Source organism: Streptomyces sp. NPDC054770 (genome assembly GCF_053611985.1).
In genome coordinates, this window is record NZ_JBSHBL010000008.1 from 66,913 (window position 1) to 89,582 (window position 22,670).

The 22,670-nt window shown below is 71.2% G+C and carries 20 protein-coding genes; 8 read left to right on the forward strand and 12 right to left on the reverse strand.

The genetic code is table 11. The annotated features are described in order from the left end of the window. The first annotated feature begins 324 nt into the window (after positions 1-324). Positions 325-1,305: an Lrp/AsnC family transcriptional regulator gene (locus ACWGKQ_RS10265; protein ID WP_453291446.1), complete on the forward strand. Its 981-nt coding sequence runs from the start codon at positions 325-327 to the stop codon at positions 1,303-1,305. 61 nt (positions 1,306-1,366) lie between these two features. Here ACWGKQ_RS10265 and ACWGKQ_RS10270 read toward each other — a convergent pair whose 3' ends face one another. Continuing rightward, positions 1,367-2,230 (reverse strand): LysR substrate-binding domain-containing protein, encoded by an 864-nt coding sequence (locus ACWGKQ_RS10270; protein WP_453291447.1) that lies wholly within the window; start codon positions 2,228-2,230, stop codon positions 1,367-1,369. 186 nt (positions 2,231-2,416) lie between these two features. Here ACWGKQ_RS10270 and ACWGKQ_RS10275 point away from each other — a divergent pair, with 186 nt between their 5' ends. Both ACWGKQ_RS10275 and ACWGKQ_RS10280 read left to right on the forward strand, forming a co-directional pair. Next, a complete protein-coding gene (locus tag ACWGKQ_RS10275) occupies positions 2,417-3,439 on the forward strand; it encodes a bile acid:sodium symporter family protein (protein ID WP_453291550.1) in 1,023 nt (340 codons plus the stop codon). 104 nt (positions 3,440-3,543) lie between these two features. Continuing rightward, positions 3,544-4,071, forward strand: coding sequence for an isochorismatase family protein (locus tag ACWGKQ_RS10280; protein ID WP_453291448.1), 528 nt, complete (start codon positions 3,544-3,546; stop codon positions 4,069-4,071). A 4-nt stretch (positions 4,072-4,075) separates the two neighbouring features. On the opposite strand, the gene ACWGKQ_RS10285 is transcribed toward ACWGKQ_RS10280, so the two are convergent. Continuing rightward, on the reverse strand, positions 4,076-4,795 hold the full coding sequence (locus tag ACWGKQ_RS10285; RefSeq protein ID WP_453291449.1) for an SDR family oxidoreductase: 720 nt from the start codon (positions 4,793-4,795) through the stop codon (positions 4,076-4,078). Positions 4,796-4,934: 139 nt separating this feature from the next. On the opposite strand from ACWGKQ_RS10285, the gene ACWGKQ_RS10290 reads away from it, so the two are divergent. Continuing rightward, positions 4,935-5,765: a LysR family transcriptional regulator gene (locus ACWGKQ_RS10290; RefSeq protein WP_453291450.1), complete on the forward strand. Its 831-nt coding sequence runs from the start codon at positions 4,935-4,937 to the stop codon at positions 5,763-5,765. Positions 5,766-5,836: 71 nt separating this feature from the next. On the opposite strand, the gene fdhD is transcribed toward ACWGKQ_RS10290, so the two are convergent. From fdhD to ACWGKQ_RS10315, 5 genes are read right to left on the reverse strand one after another with little or no spacing between them, the layout of a single operon-like run. Beyond that, the gene (fdhD, locus tag ACWGKQ_RS10295) at positions 5,837-6,685 is read right to left on the reverse strand and encodes a formate dehydrogenase accessory sulfurtransferase FdhD (protein WP_453291451.1); all 849 of its coding nucleotides are present in this window, start codon (positions 6,683-6,685) and stop codon (positions 5,837-5,839) included. A gap of 7 nt (positions 6,686-6,692) precedes the next feature. Then, positions 6,693-7,553 (reverse strand): 2Fe-2S iron-sulfur cluster-binding protein, encoded by an 861-nt coding sequence (locus ACWGKQ_RS10300; protein WP_453291452.1) that lies wholly within the window; start codon positions 7,551-7,553, stop codon positions 6,693-6,695. Then, the gene (locus ACWGKQ_RS10305) at positions 7,550-9,367 is read right to left on the reverse strand and encodes an NADH-ubiquinone oxidoreductase-F iron-sulfur binding region domain-containing protein (protein ID WP_453291551.1); all 1,818 of its coding nucleotides are present in this window, start codon (positions 9,365-9,367) and stop codon (positions 7,550-7,552) included. The genes ACWGKQ_RS10300 and ACWGKQ_RS10305 overlap by 4 nt, the downstream gene beginning before the upstream one ends. A 5-nt stretch (positions 9,368-9,372) precedes the next feature. Continuing rightward, positions 9,373-11,292, reverse strand: a complete 1,920-nt coding sequence (locus ACWGKQ_RS10310; RefSeq protein WP_453291453.1) for a molybdopterin oxidoreductase family protein — start codon at positions 11,290-11,292, stop codon at positions 9,373-9,375. Beyond that, complete coding sequence (locus ACWGKQ_RS10315) at positions 11,289-12,260, reverse strand: 2-dehydropantoate 2-reductase (protein WP_453291454.1); 972 nt, start codon at positions 12,258-12,260, stop codon at positions 11,289-11,291. The genes ACWGKQ_RS10310 and ACWGKQ_RS10315 overlap by 4 nt, the downstream gene beginning before the upstream one ends. A gap of 206 nt (positions 12,261-12,466) precedes the next feature. On the opposite strand from ACWGKQ_RS10315, the gene ACWGKQ_RS10320 reads away from it, so the two are divergent. The 4 genes from ACWGKQ_RS10320 to ACWGKQ_RS10335 all read left to right on the forward strand — a co-directional run bounded on the left by ACWGKQ_RS10320 (position 12,467) and on the right by ACWGKQ_RS10335 (position 15,817). After that, positions 12,467-13,795 carry an OFA family MFS transporter gene (locus ACWGKQ_RS10320; RefSeq protein WP_453291455.1) on the forward strand — a complete coding sequence of 443 codons (1,329 nt, stop codon included), beginning with the start codon at positions 12,467-12,469 and terminating at the stop codon, positions 13,793-13,795. Next, positions 13,770-13,904 carry an MFS transporter small subunit gene (locus ACWGKQ_RS10325; protein WP_302832638.1) on the forward strand — a complete coding sequence of 45 codons (135 nt, stop codon included), beginning with the start codon at positions 13,770-13,772 and terminating at the stop codon, positions 13,902-13,904. Before ACWGKQ_RS10320 ends, ACWGKQ_RS10325 begins: the two co-directional genes overlap by 26 nt. A 147-nt stretch (positions 13,905-14,051) precedes the next feature. After that, positions 14,052-14,999, forward strand: coding sequence for a beta-ketoacyl-ACP synthase III (locus ACWGKQ_RS10330; protein ID WP_453291456.1), 948 nt, complete (start codon positions 14,052-14,054; stop codon positions 14,997-14,999). Positions 15,000-15,139: 140 nt separating this feature from the next. After that, on the forward strand, positions 15,140-15,817 hold the full coding sequence (locus tag ACWGKQ_RS10335; RefSeq protein ID WP_453291457.1) for a GntR family transcriptional regulator: 678 nt from the start codon (positions 15,140-15,142) through the stop codon (positions 15,815-15,817). Between the two features lie 42 nt (positions 15,818-15,859). Here the strand turns inward: ACWGKQ_RS10335 and ACWGKQ_RS10340 are convergent, their stop codons facing one another. The 5 genes from ACWGKQ_RS10340 to ACWGKQ_RS10360 all read right to left on the reverse strand — a co-directional run bounded on the left by ACWGKQ_RS10340 (position 15,860) and on the right by ACWGKQ_RS10360 (position 22,668). After that, complete coding sequence (locus tag ACWGKQ_RS10340) at positions 15,860-16,849, reverse strand: hypothetical protein (protein ID WP_453291458.1); 990 nt, start codon at positions 16,847-16,849, stop codon at positions 15,860-15,862. A gap of 94 nt (positions 16,850-16,943) precedes the next feature. Continuing rightward, positions 16,944-17,327: a VOC family protein gene (locus ACWGKQ_RS10345; protein WP_453291459.1), complete on the reverse strand. Its 384-nt coding sequence runs from the start codon at positions 17,325-17,327 to the stop codon at positions 16,944-16,946. Between the two features lie 282 nt (positions 17,328-17,609). Continuing rightward, positions 17,610-19,007 (reverse strand): OFA family MFS transporter, encoded by a 1,398-nt coding sequence (locus tag ACWGKQ_RS10350; protein WP_453291460.1) that lies wholly within the window; start codon positions 19,005-19,007, stop codon positions 17,610-17,612. Position 19,008: 1 nt separating this feature from the next. Beyond that, positions 19,009-20,397, reverse strand: coding sequence for an OFA family MFS transporter (locus ACWGKQ_RS10355; protein WP_453291461.1), 1,389 nt, complete (start codon positions 20,395-20,397; stop codon positions 19,009-19,011). Positions 20,398-20,523: 126 nt separating this feature from the next. Next, positions 20,524-22,668 carry an acetate--CoA ligase family protein gene (locus tag ACWGKQ_RS10360; protein WP_453291462.1) on the reverse strand — a complete coding sequence of 715 codons (2,145 nt, stop codon included), beginning with the start codon at positions 22,666-22,668 and terminating at the stop codon, positions 20,524-20,526. Positions 22,669-22,670 lie beyond the last annotated feature (2 nt).

Sequence of the window (22,670 nt, forward strand, 5' to 3'; positions counted from 1 at the left end):
GTGACGGCAGTGACGCTCCGCACAGCGCCGTGAAAGCTACCCCACCGGAAGACCGTGCGGGAGGGGGTGCGAAAACGAGCATTGCTCTCGTATGACCGCGCTCACGTCGAGAAAATACGCCCACATGGGGAAGGGTCGGACAGAATCCTTACGGTTCAGTAAGTTCCGGCTCCGTAATCTCCACGGAATCTGTACGACCCGATTACGGCCCCCGGCCGGTTACCCACCGGTCAGGTGCGGGCTGCCGCGGCGCTCTCTGAGGACAGCGCCGGCGTGGCCGATTCCGTCACTCCGCCCGCCGCGTCGCTCCCTAGGATGGCCGCCATGCTGGAGCTGGAATCCGACACGCTGGACCCGCTGGACGTGCAGTTGCTCTGCGCGCTGGAGGTCGACGGCCGTGCCTCCTTCAGCCGGATCGCGGCCGTGCTCGGCGTCTCCGACCAGACGATCGCCCGCCGCTACCGGCGGCTGTGCGCCGAGGCCGGGCTGCGGGTCGTCGCGGTCCGCGACGCCGAGACGCTCGGCCAGGACCAGTGGATGCTCCGGCTGCGCTGCGCGCCCGACGGTGCCACCGTCATCGCCGACGCGCTCGCCAGACGTCCCGACACCGCCTGGATCGGGCTGGCCTCCGGCGGCACGGAGATCGCCTGCATGACCCGGCCGCGCCACCCCGGCGACCACGACGACCTGCTCCTCGGCAAGCTGCCGCGCACCCCGAGCGTGGTGGAGATCCGTGCGCAGCAGCTGCTGCACCGGTTCTACGGGGGGCCGTCCGGGTGGGTGCGGAAGTTCCGGGCGCTGTCGGAGGACCAGGTCGCCGCGTTGCGCCCGGTGGCGCCGGAGGCCGACGGGCCGGTACGGCTGGAACCCGAGGACGCGCCGCTGCTCGCCGCGCTGGAGCGGGACGGGCGGGCGACCTACCCGGAGTTGCAACGGGCGACGGGGCGGTCCGAGTCGTCGGTGAAGCGGCGGCTGGCGGCGCTGATCGGCTCCGGGGCGGTGTACATCGATGTCGAGTACCGGGCCGAGGTACTGGGATTCTCGAGGTCCGCGGTGTTGTGGATCACCACCACGCCGGCCGCGATGCACTCCGTGGGTCAGGCGCTGGCGACGCACGACGAGGTGGCGTTCGCCGCGGCCACCGCCGGGCCGTCGCATGTCGTGGTGACGGCGGTGCTGCGGGACACGGCTCATCTGTACGCGTACCTGAGCGGGCCGGTGGGGCGGCTGGAGGGGGTGCAGCATGTGGAGGCCATGCCGTTTTTGCGGAGGGTGAAGCAGTTGACGTATGTGGGGTCACATTGAGAGTGCGGGCCGGTGGGGGCTGGTCGCGCAGTTCCCCGCGCCCCTTCGGGGGCGCCTTCGGTCAGGGGCGCCTCAAGTGTGTGCCGCTTGCCAGGATCGCTGTCGCCAACGCGTCCGCCGCCGACTGTGACGGTGAGCGTCTGTGCCCGTGCACCAGGACGAAGTCGACCTTGCCCAGTTCCGGTAGGCCCGCTCGGTCCGGGACGCGGAACAGGCCCGGGGGGATCAGGCCTCTTGAGTGGGCCATGACGCCCAGGCCGGCCCTTGCCGCCGCGATCAGGCCGTTGAGGCTGCCGCTCGTGCAGACGATGCGCCAGTCGCGGCCCTGGTGCTCCAGTGCCTCCAGGGCCAGGGCGCGGGTGATGCCCGGCGGGGGGTAGACGATCAGCGGGACCGGGCGGGCGGGGTCCAGGCGGAGCCGTTCCGCACCGATCCACACCAGGTCGTCGTGCCAGACCAACTCGCCCAGCGGATCCTCGGCGCGCCGCTTGGCCAGTACCAGGTCCAGCTTCCCGGCGGCCAGCTGCTCGTGCAGGGTGCCCGAGAGCTCCACCGTCAGTTCGAGGTCGACCTCGGGGTGGTCGTGGCGGAAGCCCTCCAGGATCTCCGGCAGCCGGGTGAGGACGAAGTCCTCCGACGCGCCGAAGCGGAGCCGGCCGCGTACCCGGGTGCCGGTGAAGAAGGCCGCCGCCTGCTCGTGCACCTCCAGGATCCGGCGGGCGAACCCGAGCATCGCCTCGCCGTCCTCGGTCAGCTCCACGGAGTGCGTGTCGCGGGAGAACAACTGGCGGCCGGCCGCGTCCTCCAGGCGGCGCACGTGCTGGCTGACCGTCGACTGGCGCAGCCCGAGGCGGCGGGCGGCCTGGGTGAAGCTGAGCGTCTGGGCCACCGCCAGGAAGGTGCGCAGCTGTGAGGGGTCGTACACTCGAACATGTTATCGCGGAACGCGATGGCAGTCAGAGTGGTATACCGGATTCCCGATCACCTGCCGGAGGAGGACGATGGAGAGGGCCCTTCCGGCCCCGGCGAGAACCCGGCCGTACTCGCCGGTACGACACCTTGACCGACCCGCAAGTGGAGCACCGTGAAACGCCTCAGCCGGCCCAGTCGGATGCCGATCGACCCGTACGTCCTGCTGTTGCTCGGGACGGTGTGCCTCGCCGCGCTCCTCCCGGCCCGGGACACGGCCGCGGACGTGGCGTCCGGCGCCTCCACGGCCGCGATCGCCTTCCTCTTCTTCCTCTACGGGGCCCGCCTGTCCACCCGTGAGGCCGTCGAGGGGCTGCGCCACTGGCGGCTCCATGTCACGGTCCTGGTCTGCACCTTCGTGATCTTCCCGGTGCTCGGCCTGGCGGCCCGCGGCCTGGTGCCGGTCCTGCTCACCCATCCGCTCTACCAGGGCTTGCTCTTCCTGACCCTGGTCCCCTCGACCATCCAGTCGTCGATCGCCTTCACCTCCATCGCGCGCGGCAACGTGCCGGCCGCGATCTGTGCCGGCTCCTTCTCCTCGCTCGTCGGCATCGTCCTCACGCCGTTGCTCGCCGCCGCGCTGCTCGGCAACAGCGGGGGCGGGTTCTCCGCCGACTCGATCGTGAAGATCGTGCTCCAGCTGCTGGTGCCGTTCGTCGCCGGGCAACTGCTGCGGCGCTGGATCGGGGAGTTCATCGCGCGGCACAAGAAGATCCTCGGCCTGGTCGACCGCGGTTCCATCCTGCTCGTCGTCTACACCGCGTTCAGCGAGGGGATGGTCCGGGGCATCTGGCACCAGGTCAGCGCCGTGCGGCTGGCCGGCCTCCTCGCCGTCGAAGCCGTCCTGCTCGCCGTGATGCTCCTGCTGACCTGGTACGGAGCCAAGGCGCTCGGCTTCGGCCGCGGGGACCGCATCGCCATCCAGTTCGCCGGGTCGAAGAAGTCCCTCGCCTCCGGGCTGCCCATGGCCAGCGTGCTGTTCGGCGCCCACGCCTCGCTGGCCGTGCTGCCGCTGATGCTCTTCCACCAGATGCAGCTCATGGTGTGCGCGGTCATCGCCAAGCGCCGCGCCCACGACCCCGAGGCCCAGGAGACGGCCGAGCCCCCGGCCGCCCCCGCGGCGGAGTCACGGCCCGCGGTCGGTACCGGGACGCTCCGCCGCTGAGCGCCCCGCTGCCGGCTGCCTGTCGGCCGCCGAACGCGACCAGTTCACAGGCCTGTTGATCCGGATTTCCGGTACGGACGGCTCATGACGGCTAACGTTCCGTCATGACCGCACCCCTGGCGCTCGATCCGGCGCGCACCGCCCTCGTCCTCGTCGACCTGATGGACCGCATCGTCGCGCTGCCCCTGGAGCCCCGCAAGGGCACCGAAGTCCTGCACGCCGCCGAGGAACTGGCCCACTCCTTCCGCGCCGCCGGCGCACCCGTGGTGCTGGTCCGCGTCGAACGGCCCTCCCTCGCCGAGCAGCCGCCGGGCAGCGGGCTCGTGGCCGGACTCAGGAAGGAGGGGGACGTGGAGATCGTCAAGCGGACGATCGGCGGCTTCCAGGGCACGGAACTCGACGCCCGGCTGCGCCGGCTCGGCGTCACCCGGCTGGTGTTCGGCGGCATCGCCACCAACCTCGGCGTCGAGTCCACCGCCCGCGCCGCCGCCGACCTCGGCTACGACCTGGTCTTCGTCGAGGACGCGATGGCCGCCCTCACCGGCGCCGAGCACGAGGCGTCCGTCCGGCTCGACTTCCCGCGCCTCGGCACGGTCGTGGCCGCCGCCGACATCCGCCTCACCCCCGCCTGACCGCTCAGACCAGCGTCCCGCCGCCGTCCACGACCACCACCGACCCGGTGCTGTACCCCCCACGCATCAGGTACAGGTACGCCTCCGCCACATCCGCCGGCTCGCCGACCCGCCCCACCGGCAGCGACTCGGCGGACGACCGGTACAGCCCCTCCCGGTCGGTCTCCGGCAGCTCCCGCCACAGCTCGGTCCGCACCACCCCCGGCGAGACCACGTTGACCCGCACCGGCGCCAGCTCCACGGCCAGCGCCCGGGTCAGCGACTCCATCGCCCCGCACAGCGCCGACGCGACGCTCGAACCGGGCAGCGGCCGGAGCCCCGCCGTCCCCGTGGTCAGCACCACCGACCCGCCGGGGCGGATCGACCCGGCGCCGTACTTCACCGCCGCGTACGCACCCCACAGCCGGGTGTCCAGGAAGCTCCGGGCCGCCGCGATGTCCGTCCCGGCCAGGGTCTCCAGCAGGAGCGAGTCACCGGCCGTGTACACCAGGTGGTCGTAGGCTCCGACACGGGTGAAGAAGCCGCGCACCGCGGCCTCGTCCGTGGCGTCCAGGACCTGCCCCTCGACGCCCTCCGGCAGCACCTTCAGCGCCGCGTCCACACTCTCCTGCCGACGCGAGGCGACGACCACCCGCGCGCCCTCCCGCGCCGCGCCCTCGGCGACCGCGAGCCCGATGCCCGCCGTACCCCCGATGACGACGACACGCTGTCCCTGCAGACCCATGGCAGATCCCCTTTCCAAGCCGGTGTTCCGTCCCGTTCGGACATCTCCAGCCTGCGGCCGCGGGGCGTCGGCCGTCCAAGACCTCTTTCGGCTGCGGCGATACCCTGAAGACATCGCCACCTGGGAAGGAGCCCCGGTCATGGACCTGGACCTGCGCAAGGTCCGCTACTTCACGGCGGTCGCCGAACTCCTCCACTTCGGCCGGGCGGCGGAGCGGCTGCACATCGCCCAGCCGGTGCTGAGCCGTCAGATCCGGGCGCTGGAGAAGGACTTGGGCGCCGAACTGTTCACACGGGACAGCCACGGCGTGACCCTGACCGACGCCGGGCGTCAACTCCTCGAAGACGCACGGCAGTTGCTCGCCGTCGCCGACGGGACCCGGCGCCGGGTGGTACAGGCCGCACGCGGCCGGCGGCGGCTGGTCGTCGGCTTCCGGGCCGGCGTCGTGGTCACCGAGGCGCTGCGCGCCTTCAACGCGGGCCACCCGGACATCGAGGCGCGCGCCCGCCGGGTCGAGTGGGACGACCAGGAGCAGCTGATCCTCGACGGCACCGTCGACATCGCCTACGTACGACTCCCGATCCGCGAGGAGGGGCTCGAACTGCGGCCCCTGTACAGCGAGCCCCGCGTGGCCATGCTCCCGGACCGGCACCGGCTCGCCGGGAAGCAGGAGATCTCGCTGGCCGACCTCGACGGCGAGCAGTGGCTGCGCTACAACGACCCGCGGCCCGGCGACCTGCCGCTGCGCACCATCGAGGAGAAGTTCGAATGCGTGGCCGCCGGCACCGCCATCACGATGGTGCCCCGCTCGGCCGCCGAGCAGTACTCCCGCCCGGACATCGTCTACGTCCCGGTCGTCGACGCCGAACCCGACCGGGTGCTGCTGGCCTGGGCGGCCGGCCGCCGCTCCGCGCTGGTCGCCGCGTTCGCCGAGGCCGCGGCGGGCGTCGGGGCGCCCGGCTCGGACTGAGGCGGGGCCCCTGCGGCGCAGGGGGCGCTCCCCGCCGTTCGGGGCCCCGCCGCCGTGCCGCGGGGAAGCGGTCAGCCCTGGGCGGCCGCGGCCCGCAGAGCGATGCGGTCCTCGCCCGCGTACACGTTCATGTTGCTGCCCCGCAGGAAACCGACCAGGGTCAGCCCGCTCTCCGCCGCCAGGTCCACCGCCAGCGAGGACGGCGCGGAGACCGCCGCCAGCACCGGGATGCCCGCCATCACGGCCTTCTGCGCCAGCTCGAAGGAGGCCCGCCCGGAGACCAGCAGGATCGTCCGGGACAGCGGCAGGTCACCGTTCTGCAGGGCCCGGCCGACCAGCTTGTCCACCGCGTTGTGCCGGCCCACGTCCTCACGGATGTCCAGCAGCTCGCCGTCCTCCGTGAACAGGGCCGCCGCGTGCAGCCCCCCGGTCCGGTCGAACACCCGCTGGGCCGCGCGGAGCCGGTCGGGGAGGCTCGCGAGCAACTCGGGTCCGACCCGGACCGGGGGAGTGTCGGCTATCGGCCAGCGGGCCGTCGTACGCACCGCGTCCAGGCTCGCCTTGCCGCACAGCCCGCAGGACGAGGAGGTGTAGACGTTCCGCTCCAGGGTGAAGTCGGGGAGCGTGACGCCCGGCGAGGTCCGCACGTCGACCACGTTGTAGGTGTTGGAGCCGTCGACCGTGGCGCCCGCGCAGTAGACGATGTTCTGCAGGTCGTCGTCGGCCGCCAGCACCCCCTCGCTCACCAGGAACCCGGCCGCCAGCGCGAAGTCGTCGCCGGGGGTGCGCATGGTGATGGCCAGGGGTTTCCCGTTGAGTCTGATCTCCAGCGGTTCCTCGGCGACGAGCGTGTCCGGCCGGGCGGAGACCGCTCCGTCGCGGATCCGGATGACCTTGCGTCGTTCCGTGACTCGTCCCATGGTCTGATCAGCCCCGGTTCTGTACGTGCTGGTAGCCGAAACGGCCCTTGATGCAGAGATTGCCGTGGGTCACCGGGTTGTCGTGCGGCGAGGTGACCTTGACTATCTCATTGTCCTGCACGTGGAGGGTGAGGTTGCAGCCCACACCGCAGTACGCGCACACGGTGGTCGTCTCCGTCTGCCGCGACTCGTCCCAGGTACCCGCCGCCCGCATGTCGAACTCCGACCTGGACGACAGCGCCCCGGTGGGACACACCTCCACGCAGTTCCCGCAGTAGACACAGGCGGAGTCGGTCAGCGGGGCGTCGTGCTCGACGGCGATCCGGGCGTCGAAGCCGCGCCCGGAGACGGAGATCGCGAAGCTGTTCTGCCACTGGTCGCCGCAGGCGTCCACGCACTTGTAGCAGAGGATGCACTTGCCGTAGTCGCGCACGTACAGATCGTTGTCGACCCTGGGTTCCTCGTCGACGCGGGCCGCGTCGGGGCCGAAGCGGTCCGGCTTCGCCTCGTACTCCTTGATCCACTCGGCGGCGCGCGGGGTCGTCGACAGGTCCACCGAGGAGGCCAGCAGCTCCAGGACGATCCGGCGGCTGTGCCGGACGCGTTCGCCGCCGGTGCGCACCACCATCCCCGGTTCGGCCTGCCGGGAGCAGGCGGGCACGAGGGTCCGGGCCCCCTCCACCTCCACCACGCACACCCGGCAGGCGTTCTTCGGGCGGAGCGTGTCGCCCTCGCACAGGGTGGGCACGTCCGTCCCGGCCGCCCGGCAGGCGTCCAGGATCGTCGAGCCCTCCGGGACCCGCGCCTCCGCGCCGTCGATCGTGAACTCCAGCAGCCGGCGCGGGATCCCCAGCGGTGTGACGGTCATCGGTACGCCCCCAGACGGTCGATGGCGGATTCCACGGCGTTCCACGCGGTCTGGCCGAGACCGCAGATCGAGGCGTCCCGCATCGCCCGGCCGACCTCGCGCAGCAGCGCCACGTCCCCGGCCGCGTCCGCGCCGGTACGCGCGACGATCCGGTGCAGTGCCTCCTCCTGCCGGACCGTCCCGACCCGGCAGGGCACGCACTGCCCGCAGGACTCGTCCCGGAAGAACCGGGCTATCCGCAGCAGGAGTTCGGGCAGGGGCACGGTGTCGTCGAAGGCCATCACCACACCCGAGCCGAGCGTGGTGCCCGCCTCCCGGGTGCCCTCGAAGGTGAGCGGGATGCCGAGTTCGTCCGGCCGTACGAAGCCGCCTGCGGCCCCGCCGAGCAGGACCGCCCGCAAGTTGTCGCGCGCTCCGGCCAGTTGGAGGAGTTCGCCGAGGGTGGCGCCGAAGGGGAGCTCGTAGACGCCGGGGCGGGACACGCTCCCGGACACGCAGAAGAGCTTCGGACCGGTGGACCTGGCGGTCCCGATCGCCGCGTACGCCGGGGCGCCCATGGTCAGGATCGGCAGGACGTTGACCAGCGTCTCCACGTTGTTCTCGACCGTCGGCCTGCCGAACAGCCCCTTCTCCACCGGGAACGGCGGCTTCGAGCGCGGCTCGCCCCGGTACCCCTCGATGGAGTTGAACAGGGCCGTCTCCTCACCGCAGATGTACGCCCCGGCGCCGCGCCGGATCTCGATGTCGAAGGCGAAGCCCTGACCGAGGACGTCGGCACCGAGGAAGCCACGCGCGCGTGCCTGCGCCACGGCGTGTGCCATGCGGCCCAGTGCCCGGGGGTACTCGCCGCGCAGGTACAGATAGCCCCGGTGCGCGCCGATCGCGTACGCCGCGATCGTCATCGCCTCCACGAGGGAGTAGGGATCGCCCTCCATGAGCACGCGGTCCTTGAAGGTGCCCGGCTCCGATTCGTCGGCGTTGCAGACCAGGTGGTGCGGGTGGTCGGGCCGGGACGCCGTGGCCTGCCACTTGCGGCCGGTGGGGAAGGCGGCGCCACCGCGCCCGACCAGGCCCGAGTCGGTGACCTCGCGGATGACCCCGGCGGGGCCGAGCCCGAAGGCGTGCCGCAGGGCGGTGTAGCCGCCGTGCGCCCGGTAGTCGTCGAGCGAGGCCGGGTCGACCACGCCGACACGCTTGAGGAGGACGAGGCTGCCCTGCCCGGCCTGGGGTACGGCCATGGCGGCCGGGGGCTCTTCGGGCGCCGAGTCGGGCGCGGTGGCCGCGAGGACGGCCGTTGCGACCGTCGCCGGGGCCGACACCGCCGTACGCACCGGATCCCCGGCCCGGATCGCGAGGGCGGCCGGGGCGCGCTCGCACAGGCCCAGACAGGGGCTGCGCTCGACGTGCACCCCGGGACCGGCACTCTTCTCCACGCCGGCGCACAGTGCGGACGCCCCGGCCGCCGTGCACGCCAGGTCCGTGCAGACGTGCAGGACGGTCGCCGGGCGGGGCCGTACGGAGAACATCGCGTAGAAGGTGGCGACCCCGTAGGCCTCCGCCGGAGGGACCGTCAGGCGGCGGCACAGGTAGCCGAGGGCGCCCTCGCTGATCCAGCCGATCCGGTCGTTGAGCGCGTGCAGCCCCGGCAGCAGCAGGTCGCGGCGGTCCCGGGCCTCCCGGCCGCCGCGCGCCCAGCGCAGGTCCGCGTCGGTGCGGTCGGCGCCCTCCCAGGAGGACTCCGGGGGCCCCAACAGGGCGTCGACGGCGGCCCGTTCCTCGTCGGTCGGCTTGCTGTCGCCGAAGTGCAGGTCCACCTGTGTCACCTCACGATGGTCGCGACCGGGAGCTTCTCGATACGGATCGCCGACGCCTTGAACTCCGCCGTCCCCGCGATCGGGCAGTTGGCCTCGATCGTCAGCTGGTTGGTGTCCACCTCGTCGGGAAAGTGCATGGTCATGAAGGCGAGACCAGGGCGCAGCGCGGTGTCGATCCAGACCGGCGCCACCACCGCGCCCCGCCGCGAGGACACCCGGACCTCCTCGCCGACCACCACCCCGTACCGCTCGGCGTCCTCCGGGCACAGCTCGAGGTACTCGCCACGCCGCAGCGGGGAGGCGTAACCGCCGCTCTGCACCCCGGTGTTGTAGGAGTCGAGCCGGCGCCCGGTGGTGAGCCGGATCGGGTACTCCTCGTCGGTCAGGTCGACCGGCGGATCGTGCCGGACCAGCCCGAAGGGCGCCGGCAGCCCGCGCCTGGCCGGGTCCGTCTCCCACAACCTGCCGTGCAGGTACGTCGGTTCGAGGCGCTCGGTGCTCGGGCACGGCCACTGGATGCCCTGGTGCTCGGCGAGACGGTCGTACGTCATCCCGTAGTGGTCGGGGGAGACCGATCTGAGCTCGTTCCAGACGGCCTCCGCGTCGGCGTACGTCCAGTCGTGGCCGAGCCGGGCCGCCAGCGCGCAGAGGATGTCGATGTCCTCGCGGGCCTCACCGGGCGGGGTGACGGCCCGGCGCACCCGCTGGACCCGCCGTTCGCTGTTGGTGGTGGTGCCCTCGGTCTCCGCCCACCCGGCGGTCGCGGGCAGCACCACGTCCGCCAGCTCCGCCGTCCTCGTGAGGAAGATGTCCTGGACCACCAGGAAGTCCAGGGCCCTCAGCCGACGTACCGCCTGCTCGCTGTCGGCCTCCGACTGGGCCGGGTTCTCCCCGATGCAGTAGACCGCCCTGAGCGTGCCCTCCTCCATCGCCTCGAACATCTCGGTGAGGTTCAGCCCGTAGTGCGGCTGGATGACCGTGTCCCAGGCCGACTCGAACTTCAGCCGGGTGTCCGGGTCGAGGATGTCCTGGAAGCCGGGCAGGCGGTTGGGGATCGCGCCCATGTCCCCGCCGCCCTGCACGTTGTTCTGGCCGCGCAGCGGCTGCAGCCCGGCGCCCCAGCGGCCCACCTGACCGGTGAGCAGGGAGAGGTTGATCAGGGCGCGGACGTTGTCGGTGCCGTTGTGGTGCTCGGTGATGCCGAGGGTCCAGCACAGCTGGGCGCGCTCGGCGCGGGCGTAGGCGTGCGCCAACTCCCCTATCGCACGCGCCGGTACGCCCGTCACCTTCTCGGCGAGGGACAGCGTCCAGGGCTCCACGAGCGCCCGGTACGCCTCGAAGCCGGTGGTCGCCCGCCCGATGAACGCCTCGTTGGCCAGCCCCGCGTGGATGATCTCCCGGCCGATCGCGTGCGCCATCGGGATGTCCGTGCCGACGTTCAGCCCGAGCCAGCTCTCCGCCCACTCGGCGGTGGAGGTGCGACGCGGGTCGACGGCGTACATCCGGGCGCCGTTCCTGATCCCCTTCAGCACGTGCTGGAAGAAGATCGGGTGCGCGAAGCGGGCGTTGGAGCCCCACATCACGATGACGTCGGTGTGCTCGATCTCCTCGTACGAGGACGTGCCGCCGCCGGACCCGAAGGCGGCGCTCAGGCCGGCCACGCTCGGGGCGTGACAGGTCCGGTTGCAGGAGTCGACGTTGTTGGTGCCCATCACCACCCGGGCGAACTTCTGGGCGACGTAGTTCATCTCGTTGGTGGCGCGGGCACAGGAGAACATCCCGAACGCGTCCCGGTTGCGCCCCAGGCCGCGGGCCGCGCGGTCCAGGGCCTCCTCCCAACTCGCCTGCCGGAAGGGCTCGTCACGCGAGTCCCTGACCAGGGGGTGGGTGAGCCGGGTGTAGGTCCTCTGCTGCCTCTTCCTCATGCGGCGCTCCTCAGTGCGAGCAGGTCCGAGATGGCGTGCACGGTGCGCAGGGTGGGCACCGGCACACCGGTGATCTCCGCCAGTTCGACGACGGCCGCGAGGAGCACGTCGAGTTCCAGCGGCTTGCCGCGCTCCAGGTCCTGGAGCGTGGAGGTGCGGTGGTCGCCGACCTTCTCGGCGCCCGCCAGCCGGCGTTCGATGGACACGCCGACCTCGCAGCCGAGCGCCTCGGCGACGTCGAGCGTCTCGCGCATCATGATCTCGATGACCCGGCGGGTACCGCCGTGCAGGCACATCTGCCGCATGGTGGCGCGGGCCAGCGCGCTGATCGGGTTGAAGGAGATGTTGCCGAGCAGCTTGAGCCAGATGTCGTTGCGCAGGTCCTGCTCCACCGGGCACTTCAGCCCGCCGGCCCGCATGGCCTCGCCGAACCGCAGGCAGCGCGCCGACACGCTGCGGTCGGGCTCGCCGATCGAGAACCTGGTGCCCTCCAAGTGCCGTACCACGCCGGGGGCTTCGAGCTCGGTGGCGGCGTAGACCACGCAGCCGAGGGCGCGTTCGGGGGCGAGTACGGCGCTGACGGCACCGCCCGGGTCGACGCTCTCGACGCGGTGGCCGTCGTAGGGGCCGCCGTGCCGGTGGAAGTACCACCAGGGGATGCCGTTCTGGGCGGCGACCACCGCCGTCCGCTCGTGCAGCAGCGGCCCGACCAGCGGCCCGCACGCCGCGTACGAGTTGGCCTTCAGGCCCAGGAAGACGTAGTCGACCGGGCCGACCTCGGCCGGGTCGTCGGTGGCGTGGGCGTGCGCGGTGAAGTCGCCGCGCGGGCTCAGTACCCGTACCCCGTACTGCCTCATGGCCGTCAGATGCGGTCCACGGGCGATGAGGTGCACGTCGGCGCCCGCGCGGTGGAGCGCGGCACCGACGTAGGCGCCGATCGCACCGGCGCCGAGGACTGCGACTTTCACGGAACACTCCGTTCGGTTTGAGGGATACCGCGGAGGCGGCCCGGAGCGGGCCGAATGATGTCGACGAAATATTGTCTACAGTATGGAGTCGGGGCGGACAAGGGTTCGGGCAGCGACCGTTCGGCGCATTCTGGATACCGCTCAACGCACACGATCGAGTCGTCGGGTTCTCAACCACCCTGACGTGGCCCTACCGTTCGGGACTCATGAGCAGCCCCCCTGTAGCACCGCCGGGCTGGAGCCGCTGGCTCGTCCCGCCCGCCGCCCTCTCCGTCCATCTCTCCATCGGCCAGGCCTACGCCTGGAGCGTGTTCAAGCCGCCGCTCGAATCCGCGCTGAACCTGAGCGGCACCCAGAGTGCGCTGCCCTTCCAGCTCGCGATCGTGATGCTCGGTCTGTCGGCCGCGTTCGGCGGCACCCTCGTCGAGCGCAACGGCCCGCGCTGGGCCATGACCGTCGCCCTGGTCTGCTTCTTCACCGGCTTCCTGATCTCCGCGCTCGGCGCCGAGACCAAGCAGTTCTGGCTGATCGTCCTCGGCTACGGCTTCGTCGGCGGCATCGGCCTCGGCATCGGCTACATCTCGCCGGTCTCCACACTGATCAAGTGGTTCCCGGACCGGCCCGGCATGGCCACCGGCATCGCCATCATGGGCTTCGGCGGCGGCGCGCTGATCGCCTCGCCCTGGTCCGCGCAGATGCTCTCCTCCTTCGGCAGTGACAACGATGGCATCGCCCTCGCCTTCCTGGTGCACGGGCTGTCGTACGCCGTCTTCATGACCCTCGGCGTGCTGCTGATCCGGGTCCCGCGCACCGAGAAGCCGGTCGCGGACGCGCCGAGCGCCTTCGAGGGTGTGCAGGTCTCCGCGAACAGCGCGATCCGCACCCCGCAGTTCTGGTGCCTGTGGGTCGTGCTCTGCATGAACGTGACCGCCGGCATCGGCATCCTGGAGAAGGCCGCCCCGATGATCGCGGACTTCTTCGCCGACAGCTCCACCCCGGTGTCGGTGTCCGCGGCGGCCGGGTTCGTCGCCCTGCTGTCCGCCGCGAACATGGCGGGCCGCATCGGCTGGTCGTCCACCTCCGACCTGATCGGCCGCAAGAACATCTACCGCGTCTACCTCGGCGTGGGCGCGCTGATGTACCTGCTCATCGCCCTCTTCGGGGACTCCTCCAAGCCGCTGTTCATCCTCTGCGCGCTGGTGATCCTCTCCTTCTACGGCGGCGGCTTCGCGACGGTCCCCGCCTACCTGAAGGACCTCTTCGGCACCTACCAGGTCGGCGCCATCCATGGCCGGCTGCTCACCGCCTGGTCCCTCGCCGGGGTGCTCGGGCCACTGATCGTCAACTGGATCGCCGACCACCAGAAGGACGCCGGCAAGCACGGCTCGGACCTGTACACCCTGTCCTTCGGCATCATGATCGGCCTGCTCGTCGTCGGCTTCGTCGCCAACGAGCTGGTCCGGCCCGTCAACGTCCGTCACCACATCCCCGCCCCGAGGGAGGCCGTCGATGTCGAACGAGAGCAGCCGGCCTGAGCCGGACCGCCGCTGGCTGATCGCCGTCGCCTGGCTCTGGGTGGGCGCGCCGTTCGCCTACGGAGTGTACGAACTCGTACAGAAAGCGACACAGCTGTTCAACGGGTGAGTCAGGGGAATGCCCGGGCGTCCGAGGGTCTGCAAGAAGCCGACAACTCGGGCGCCCGTTTCCTGTGGCCTTACGTGCCCCCGTACCCGTGAGTCACTGAACAGACTGGTGGGCCCACACCGAGGCAACAAGGGGGACCCACCACCCATGAACGGCTCGCGCATCGCCGCCGTCGGCCACTACCAGCCCGCGAAGGTACTCACCAACGAGGACCTGGCGGGCATGGTCGACACCAGTGACGAGTGGATCCGCAGCCGGGTGGGCATCGACACCCGGCACATCGCCGGACCCGACGAACCCGTCGACGAACTGGCCGCGCACGCCGCCGCCAAGGCCCTCGCCGCGGCCGGCCTCACCCCCGCGGACATCGACCTGGTGCTGGTCGCCACCTCCACCGCGATCGACCGGTCCCCGAACATGGCGGCCCGCGTCGCCGCCCGGCTCGGCATCCCGCAGCCCGCCGCGATGGACGTCAACGTCGTGTGCGCCGGCTTCACCCACGCCCTCGCCACCGCCGACCACACCGTCCGGGCGGGCGCCGCCACCCGCGCGCTGGTCATCGGCGCCGACAAGATGTCCGAGGTGACGGACTGGACCGACCGCACGACGTGTGTCCTGGTCGGCGACGGGGCCGGCGCGGCCGTGGTCGAGGCGTGCGGGGCGGGCGAGGAGCCCGGGATCGGACCGGTGCTGTGGGGGTCCGTCCCCGAGATGAGCCACGCCGTACGGATCGAGGGCACCCCGCCCCGGTTCGCGCAGGAGGGGCAGAGCGTCTACCGCTGGGCCACCACCCAGCTGCCGCCCATCGCCCGGCGCGCCTGCGAGAAGGCCGGGATCGCCCCCGCCGACCTCGCGGCGGTCGTCCTGCACCAGGCCAACCTGCGGATCATCGAACCCCTTGCCGCGAAGATCGGCGCGGTCAACGCGGTCGTCGCCCGCGACGTCACCGAATCGGGCAACACCTCCGCCGCCAGCATCCCCCTGGCCCTGTCCAAGCTGGTCGAACAGGGACGCGTCTCCGGTGGCGACCCGATCCTGCTGTTCGGCTTCGGCGGCAACCTGTCCTACGCCGGTCAGGTCGTCCGCTGCCCGTGAGGGGCGCGCACCGGGTGTCCCGGGCCGTGGGACGTGGCCAACTCCCGCCCCGGGCGGCCTTTGTGCGCCGTAGACTGTAGACGAAAGACAATCGATACTGGGACGGACTCTCTGCGCGTCTGCCGAGGAGGGGGAGACCGATGTTGTCTGCCGGACTGCCGCAGGGCGCGGTGCCGAAGCTGGAACGCCCCGGCCCGCTCCGCGACCGCGTCTACGAGGCACTGCTGGAGCTCATCACGACCCGCGCCCTCCAGCCCGGCCAGCACCTCGTCGAGAGCGAACTCGCCGGCCACCTCGGCGTCTCCCGGCAGCCGGTGCGCGAGGCACTCCAGCGGCTGAACACCGAGGGCTGGGTCGACCTCCGGCCCGCGCAGGGCGCGTTCGTGCACGAGCCGACGGAGGCGGAGGCCGACCAACTCCTCACGGTCCGCACCCTGTTGGAGGCGGAGGCGGCCCGGCTGGCAGCGGCCGAGGCGGGCAGTGCGGGCGTCGCCGCCCTCGAATCCCTGTGCGCCGAGGGCGAGAAGGCGGTCGTCGCGGACGACGTGGACGCGGCCGTCGCCCTCAACGCCGCCTTCCACGCCAAGATCATGGACCTGGCCGGCAACGCGGTCCTCGCCGAACTCGCCGCCCAGGTCGACCGCAGGGTCCGCTGGTACTACACCCCGGTGGCCCGCCAGCGCGGCCACCAGTCCTGGATCGAGCACCGTGAACTGATCGCGGCGATCACGGCCCGGGACGAGCAGCTCGCGACCCGCCTGATGCGCGAACACACGGAGCACACGCGGCGGTCGTACCACGAGCGGGCGAAGTCCTGAGCCGGGTGGCGGCGCGGGGCGCGTCTGTCCCGGCCAGTCGGCTCACGGCAGCGTGATGAGGGCGATGCTTTCCGCCGTCGCGACGGCCAGCCGGGTGCCGTCGGGGTGGAGGGCGGCGACGGGGGTCGGGACGCGGCGGTTGCCGAAGCAGGCGGATTTGGCGGGCACGGGGACCTCGGGCCACTCCGCGACGATGAGCCCGGTGATCGGGTCGAGCAGCCGCGGGTGGCCGAGGAACGAGATCACCTGGTCGCCACGGGGCAGGAGCAGGACACCCGGGTCGGCATCTGCGACGGGACTGCGGTGGAGCCAGCGGCTCTCGGAGATCGACCACACGCCCAGGTGGCGTGGCGGAAGCGCGGCCATCTGCTCGTCGTTCCAGTCCTCCGTGCCCGTCGCCAGGACCAGCCGGTCGGCGTCGAGCCAGCAGCCCGCCGTCACCTCGCCGTTCGCGGCCGTCTCCGGCGGCAGCACACCGTCGCCGTCCAGGGTGCCGGGATCGGTGAGCGCGAGCACGGTGTCGTAGACCAGGGCCGTCCCGAAGGGATGCCAGAACCAGCCGACCGAGAGCAGGTACCGACCGTCCGGGCTCAGGCCGAGCCTGGAGTGGAAGACGTCCTGCGGTTCACGCCCGCCGGCGGTCAGCCGCTCGCCGGTCGCCGCGTCCTCGATCTGGAGCACGTTGTATTCGTCGGGGCAGTGCACGACGACCTCGCGTCCGTCGCCCAACCTGCCGAGGGCGAGCGGGTAGTCGTAGCTCGGCGCACGGTAGTAGCTGCGGTTCAGCTCCCGCACGACCCGTTCGCCTTCGAGCAGCACGCCCTTGGTGCCGCGTTCCTGGTACACCGCGGAGTAGGTCCCCGACGCCGAGACGGTCCCGGCGTCGAACGGAAAGCTCCACGCGAAGGGCGCCCTGCGTTCCACCCCGTCGCGGTCCCAGCGTCGGCCGCCTCCGACCACGGAGACCAGTTCGTCGCCCTGCCACACCAGCGACTCCGGCGCCGCCTTCACCGGTATCGACTCCACGGTCATCGATGCCCCCCAATCGGAGCACCTCGGACGGGCTCCGCCGGGAATCTACGGGACCCTGCGCAGTCAGCGTGTACGAATTTCTCGCGTCCTGCTCCTATCCGTCGTCGCGGCACAGGCAGAAGGGGTGACCGGCGGGATCGAACAGCACGCGCACGTTGTCCTGCGGCTGATCCGGTGCAAGCGCGGCTCCCATGGCGACGGCCTCGGCCACCGCCGCGTCCAGGTCGTCCACCTGGAAGTCGAGGTGCATCATCGTGCGCTGCTCACCGTCGACCGGCGGCCAGGTCGGCGGCCGATAGCCGGCGGCCTCCTGGAAGACGAGGTAGACGGCACCCTGGGGCGGGGCGACGACGGCCGTGCCGGGTTCCTCGTGCACGATCGGCCACTCCAGCAGTCCCGCGTAGAAACGGGCCAGGAGTGCCGGGTCCGGTGCCTCGACGGCCGTTCCCCACCACATGCCGCTTGTTCGAGATCGCATGGTTGAACCTATCGCGGTGCCGCGGGCACTGCGTTGAGCGGAACGACGAACCCCAGATCATCGGTGTGCCCGGTCCCATGGCAAGGGGCTCCTTCTGCCGGTCTCGTCGGTGGGCCGGTCTCAGGCGCTCCAGGCTGTCCGCCGAGGTCCGCCGCTCGTGGGACCGGGCACAGCGTTGTCCGGGAGGGCGGCGAAGGCCGTGTTCGGGAAGCGGCTGAGTCCCGGACACGGGTCCGGGACTCACCGCCGGGAAGACCTCGACCTGAGGCTCGGCGGAAACCGTCAGGTGGCCGTCCGCGGCTGCACCGCCCCCACCGTCGCCGTCGTCCCCCGGCCCGGCTGCCGGAGCAGCAGGGCCACCCCCGCCGCCAGCATCGAGACGCCGCCCGCCAGCGCATACGCGCCGTTGTAGCCCCACGCGCCGACCACCATCGAGCCCAGGCCGCCGCCGAAGAGGCCGCTGACGAGCTTGCCGCTGTAGACCAGGCCGTAGTTGGTGGCGTTGTAGTTCTCGCCGAAGTAGTCCGGGGTGAGGGCGGCGAAGAGCGGGTAGAAGGCGCCGCCGCCGAAGCCGGACAGGAAGGCGAAGAACAGGAACAGCCACTCGCTCTTGATGTCACCGGCCCAGATCACGCCGAACTGGGCCAGGCCCAGGACGACGATGACGAAGACGAGGGTCGGCTTGCGGCCGAGGCGGTCGGAGAGCCAGCCGACCACGCCGCGGCCTACGCCGTTGATGACCGCCATCACGCCCATCGAGGAGGCCGCGACCAGGGGGCCGAAGCCGACGTCCTTCGCGAAGTCCACCTGGAAGGAGATACCGAAGATCGACACGCCCGCCGTCATGACGATGGAGATCCACATCAGCGGGAGCATGCCGGTGCGGATCGCCTCCTTCGGTGTGAACTGCCGTACCGCGGGCGGGTTCTTGGCGAGGGCCGCGCCGGTCCCGGTGTCGCCCGTGTGCGTGAGCGGGTCGACGTCGGCCGGCCACCAGTTCTTCGGCGGATCCTTGAAGAAGAACGCGGTCACCAGGACCACGACCATCACGTAGGCGCCGATGAGATCCAGGACGCGGTGGTAGTTGGCCGTGTCGAAGGCGTAGTTGAAGATGAAGATGAAGGGGAGCGAGCCGTACGCGAAGCCGCCGTTCACGAAACCCGTGCGGGCGCCCCGGCGTTCGGGGAACCACTTGCCGACCATGTTGATGCAGGTCGCGTAGACCAGGCCGGAGCCGAGGCCGCCGATCACGCCGAAGCCGATGATCGCCAGCCAGATCTCGCTGATGTGGGAGAGCGCCAGGAAGCCGAGCAGGCACATCCCGGAGCCGGTGTACATGGCGCGGCGCGCGGTCAGGATGCCCTTCTCGCGCAGCCAGCCCGCCGGGAAGGCGATGCCCGCCTGGAAGAACACCCAGACGCTCAGGATCCAGAAGGTGTTGGACTGCGTCCAGCCGTGCGCGTGGGACAGGGTGTCCTCCGCGGAGCCGTACGCGTACTCGAAGACGCTGATGGCCATCATGGCTGCCCAGGGCAGGTACACCATGATGTTGCGGGAGTGGCCGAGGATGTCCCGGTCGGTCTCGCCGATCCGGTAGACGCGGCCGCGGGCGTCCGTGACCTCGCGGTACGGGCGTCGTCCGGCGTCGGTGCTGTTCGTGGCTACAGGGTCTGCCGTCATGTCACGCCATCTCCTCGCCGAGCGGATGCGGGTTGGGGACGATGCGCCGGGCGCTGGGCCTGCCCGGTGCCTTGAGGAAGAGGGCCAGCACTGCGGAGGCCAGGCCGACGGAGCCCGCGAGCACGAACGCGCCGTGGTAGTCCCACTCACCGACGACGACCGCGCCCAGACCGGAGCCCACCAGGCCGGAGATCAGCTTGGAGCTGTAGACCATCCCGTAGTTGGTGGCGTTGTTGTTCTCACCGAAGTAGTCCGCCGTCATGGCCGCGAAGAGCGGGAAGATCGCGCCGCCGCCGAAGCCGGAGACCATGGAGCAGATCAGGAAGAACGGCATGCTGTGCATCTGGCCGGAGGCCAGGACTCCGAACTGTGCCGTGCCGAGCACGATGCAGACGATGATGAGCGTGTTGCGGCGGCCGCGGCGGTCGGAGATCCAGCCGATGACGCCGCGTCCGGTGCCGTTGACGATGGCCTTCAGGGACATGGCCGTGGCCACGATCCCGCCCGCGAACCCCATGTCCCTGCCGAACGGCACCTGGAAGGCGATGCCGAAGACATTGATCCCGGCCGTGCACAGCAGACAGAACCACATCATCCACAGGACGGGCGTACGGGCGGCCTCCTTCGGGGTGTACTGCCTGACGGCCGGCGGGTTCTTCTCCAACGCCCGCCGTACACGCGGGTCCTGAGTGGTCCTCAGCGGATCCACGTGCGGCGGCCACCAGTTCTTCGGCGGGTCCCTGAAGAACCAGCCGGCCGACGCCACCACCAGGCACAGCCCGACCCCCACCGCACTGAGCACGGCCTTGTAGTTGCCCAGGTCGAGGACCGAGGTGAACAGGAACACGAACGGTACCGACCCGTAGGCGAAACCGCCGTTCACGAAGCCCGTCTTGCCGCCCTTGCGCTCCGGATACCACTTGCCGACCATGTTCACGCAGGTCGCGTACACGAGACCGGCGCCGATACCGCTGCACATGCCGAAGCCGAGAAAGGCGACGACCACGTTCGGCGCGAACGCCAGTGCCAGGTAGCCCAGTAGCGTGCCGGCCGCGCCGATCAGCATGGCCGTACGGGCGGGGAGCCGTCCGCTCTCCCGCAGCTGCCCGGCCGGGAAGGCCACGGCCGCCTGGAAGAACACCCAGACGCCCAGCAGCCAGAAGATGTGCCCGCTGCTCCACAGATGCGCCTCGTGCAGCGTGTCCTGTGCCGACGTGAACGCGTACTCGGCGGAGCTGATGCCCATCATGCCCACCCAGGGCAGGACGACCATCCACGTGCGGGTCCGGCCCATCAGATCGACGTCGGTCTCGCCGATCCGGTACCTGCGGCCGTTGCGGTCCGTCACCTCCCTGACGGGGACGGACACCGATAGATCGATGGATGACATGTTCGCTCAGCACCCCTTGCGTCGAAAGTTCTGGCCAGCGCCCCCTGTCCAATGCCTTTCGCGCGCGCACGGGTCCCGGGGCCGGCCGAGGACGCGCTCCGCCGGCCGGCCCCTTCCTCGGCTACGTCATGACCCGCCCCCCAACAGCCCGGCCGCGCGCGCCCAGCGGTACTTGGCGCCGAGCACGGCCACCGGCCGTTCGGTCGTGTACGGGTAGGCCACGACCCCCCGCTCGTACAGGTACTGGCAGGCCTCCTCGACCTCGACGTCCCCCGCGAGCGAGGCGACGACCGGCTTCTCGATGCCCCGCTCCCGGAACTCCGCGACCACCCGTGCGGTCAGCTCCGCGAACACCATCGGCGGGGTGACGATGGTGTGCCAGTAGCCGAGGACGAGCGCATGGATCCGCGGGTCCTCAAGACCCAGCCGGATCGTCGCCTCGTACGTCGACGGCGGCTCGCCGCCCGTGATGTCCACCGGGTTGCCGGCCGCGCCGAAGGGCGGGATGAAGCGCCGGAACGCCTCGTCCAGGTCCGGCGGTATCTCCATCAGGGAGAGCCCGTTGTCGGTGATCGCGTCGGACAGGAGGACACCGCTGCCGCCGGCGCCGGTGATGATCACGACGTTGTCGCCCCGCGGGGCCGGCAGCACCGGCAGGCCGCGCGCGTACTCCAGCATGTCGTTCAGGCCCGGCGCCCGGATCACGCCCGCCTGCCGCAGGATGTCGTCGTACACCGCGTCGTCGCCCGCGAGCGCGCCCGTGTGCGAACCGGCCGCCTTGGCCCCGGCCGCCGTACGGCCCGCCTTGAGGACCACGACAGGCTTCCTCGGTACGGTGTTCCGCGCCGCCTCGACGAAGGCGCGGCCGTCCTTGAGGTCCTCCAGGTGCATCGCGATGCACTGGGTGTGCGGGTCCTCGCCGAACCAGGTCAGCAGGTCGTCCTCGTCCAGGTCCGACTTGTTGCCGAGGCCGACGATCGCCGACACACCCGTCCCGGTGGTGCGCGCGAAGCCCAGGATCGCCATGCCGATCCCGCCCGACTGAGAGGTCAGCGCCACCCCGCCCTTCACGTCGTACGGCGTGCAGAACGTGGCGCACAGGTCCTGCCAGGTGGAGTAGTAGCCGTAGATGTTCGGGCCGAGCAGACGGATGCCGTACCGCTCGCCGATCGCGACGATCTCGGCCTGGAGTTCGTGCTCGCCGGTCTCGGCGAAACCGGACGGGATCAGGACGGCGTTGGGGATCCGCTTCCGGCCCACCTCCTCCAGCGCCGCTGCCACGAACCTGGCGGGAATGGCGAAGACGGCCACATCCACCTCACCGGGAACGTCCGTGACACTCTTGTACGCCTTGCGGCCCAGAATGTCATCGGCCCTGGGGTTCACCGGATGGATCTCCCCGGTGAAGCCGCCGTCCACGAGGTTGCGCATCACCGAATTGCCTATCTTGCCCGGCTCGTTGGAGGCACCGATCACGGCGACCGAGCGGGGCTGCATCAGCCGGCGCATGGAGGCCAGGATCTCGTCGCGGGTGTACTTCCTGCGGGGTGGCGGCTGTTGCTCGGCCAGGATGATCCTGATGTCGGCGGCGACCGCGCCCTCCGGTGTCGCGATCACCGGGTTGAGGTCCACCTCGGCGATCTCCGGGAAGTTGGCGACCAGTTGGGAGACCCGGCGGATCTGCTCGGCGACCGCCCACCGGTCCACGCCCGCCTGTCCGCGCACCCCGCGCAGCACTTCGGCGGCCTGGATGGAGTCGAGCATGGACAGCGCCTCGTCGGCGGAGACGGGCGCGAGCCGGAAGGTCACGTCCTTCAGCACCTCGACCAGCACCCCGCCGAGGCCGAAGGCGACCACCTTCCCGAAGGTGGGGTCGGTGACCGCGCCGACGATGACCTCCGTACCCTTCGGCAGCAGCTCCTGGACCTGGACGCCCTCGATCCGGGCAGCGGGGTCGTAGGCCTTCGCGTTCTCGACGATCCGGTGGAAGGCCGCGCGTACGTCCGCCGCGCCCGCCACCCCGACGACGACCCCGCCCGCGTCGGTCTTGTGCAGGATGTCCGGCGAGACGATCTTCATGACCACCGGTCCGGCGAAGCGTGCCGCGTACGCCACCGCCTCGTCCACATCCGTCGCCAACTCCTCGCCCGGTACGGCGATCCCGTACGCGTCGGCGATCACCTTGCCCTCCGGCGCGGTGAGCGCGGTACGACCCTCGGCCCGCACGGAGTCGAGGAGCGCGCGGACCCGCAGTTCCCGGTCCTCTGCCATCA

What these genes read in the sequence shown, in the direction of transcription:
- ACWGKQ_RS10265 (WP_453291446.1), top strand. Translation starts at nt 325, where the DNA reads ATGCTGGAGCTGGAATCCGACACGCTGGACCCGCTGGACGTGCAGTTG.
- ACWGKQ_RS10275 (WP_453291550.1), top strand. Translation starts at nt 2,417, where the DNA reads ATGCCGATCGACCCGTACGTCCTGCTGTTGCTCGGGACGGTGTGCCTC.
- ACWGKQ_RS10280 (WP_453291448.1), top strand. Translation starts at nt 3,544, where the DNA reads ATGACCGCACCCCTGGCGCTCGATCCGGCGCGCACCGCCCTCGTCCTC.
- ACWGKQ_RS10285 (WP_453291449.1), bottom strand. Translation starts at nt 4,795, where the DNA reads ATGGGTCTGCAGGGACAGCGTGTCGTCGTCATCGGGGGTACGGCGGGC.
- ACWGKQ_RS10290 (WP_453291450.1), top strand. Translation starts at nt 4,935, where the DNA reads ATGGACCTGGACCTGCGCAAGGTCCGCTACTTCACGGCGGTCGCCGAA.
- fdhD (WP_453291451.1), bottom strand. Translation starts at nt 6,685, where the DNA reads ATGGGACGAGTCACGGAACGACGCAAGGTCATCCGGATCCGCGACGGA.
- ACWGKQ_RS10300 (WP_453291452.1), bottom strand. Translation starts at nt 7,553, where the DNA reads ATGACCGTCACACCGCTGGGGATCCCGCGCCGGCTGCTGGAGTTCACG.
- ACWGKQ_RS10310 (WP_453291453.1), bottom strand. Translation starts at nt 11,292, where the DNA reads ATGAGGAAGAGGCAGCAGAGGACCTACACCCGGCTCACCCACCCCCTG.
- ACWGKQ_RS10320 (WP_453291455.1), top strand. Translation starts at nt 12,467, where the DNA reads ATGAGCAGCCCCCCTGTAGCACCGCCGGGCTGGAGCCGCTGGCTCGTC.
- ACWGKQ_RS10325 (WP_302832638.1), top strand. Translation starts at nt 13,770, where the DNA reads ATGTCGAACGAGAGCAGCCGGCCTGAGCCGGACCGCCGCTGGCTGATC.
- ACWGKQ_RS10330 (WP_453291456.1), top strand. Translation starts at nt 14,052, where the DNA reads ATGAACGGCTCGCGCATCGCCGCCGTCGGCCACTACCAGCCCGCGAAG.
- ACWGKQ_RS10335 (WP_453291457.1), top strand. Translation starts at nt 15,140, where the DNA reads ATGTTGTCTGCCGGACTGCCGCAGGGCGCGGTGCCGAAGCTGGAACGC.
- ACWGKQ_RS10340 (WP_453291458.1), bottom strand. Translation starts at nt 16,849, where the DNA reads ATGACCGTGGAGTCGATACCGGTGAAGGCGGCGCCGGAGTCGCTGGTG.
- ACWGKQ_RS10345 (WP_453291459.1), bottom strand. Translation starts at nt 17,327, where the DNA reads ATGCGATCTCGAACAAGCGGCATGTGGTGGGGAACGGCCGTCGAGGCA.
- ACWGKQ_RS10350 (WP_453291460.1), bottom strand. Translation starts at nt 19,007, where the DNA reads ATGACGGCAGACCCTGTAGCCACGAACAGCACCGACGCCGGACGACGC.
- ACWGKQ_RS10355 (WP_453291461.1), bottom strand. Translation starts at nt 20,397, where the DNA reads ATGTCATCCATCGATCTATCGGTGTCCGTCCCCGTCAGGGAGGTGACG.
- ACWGKQ_RS10360 (WP_453291462.1), bottom strand. Translation starts at nt 22,668, where the DNA reads ATGGCAGAGGACCGGGAACTGCGGGTCCGCGCGCTCCTCGACTCCGTG.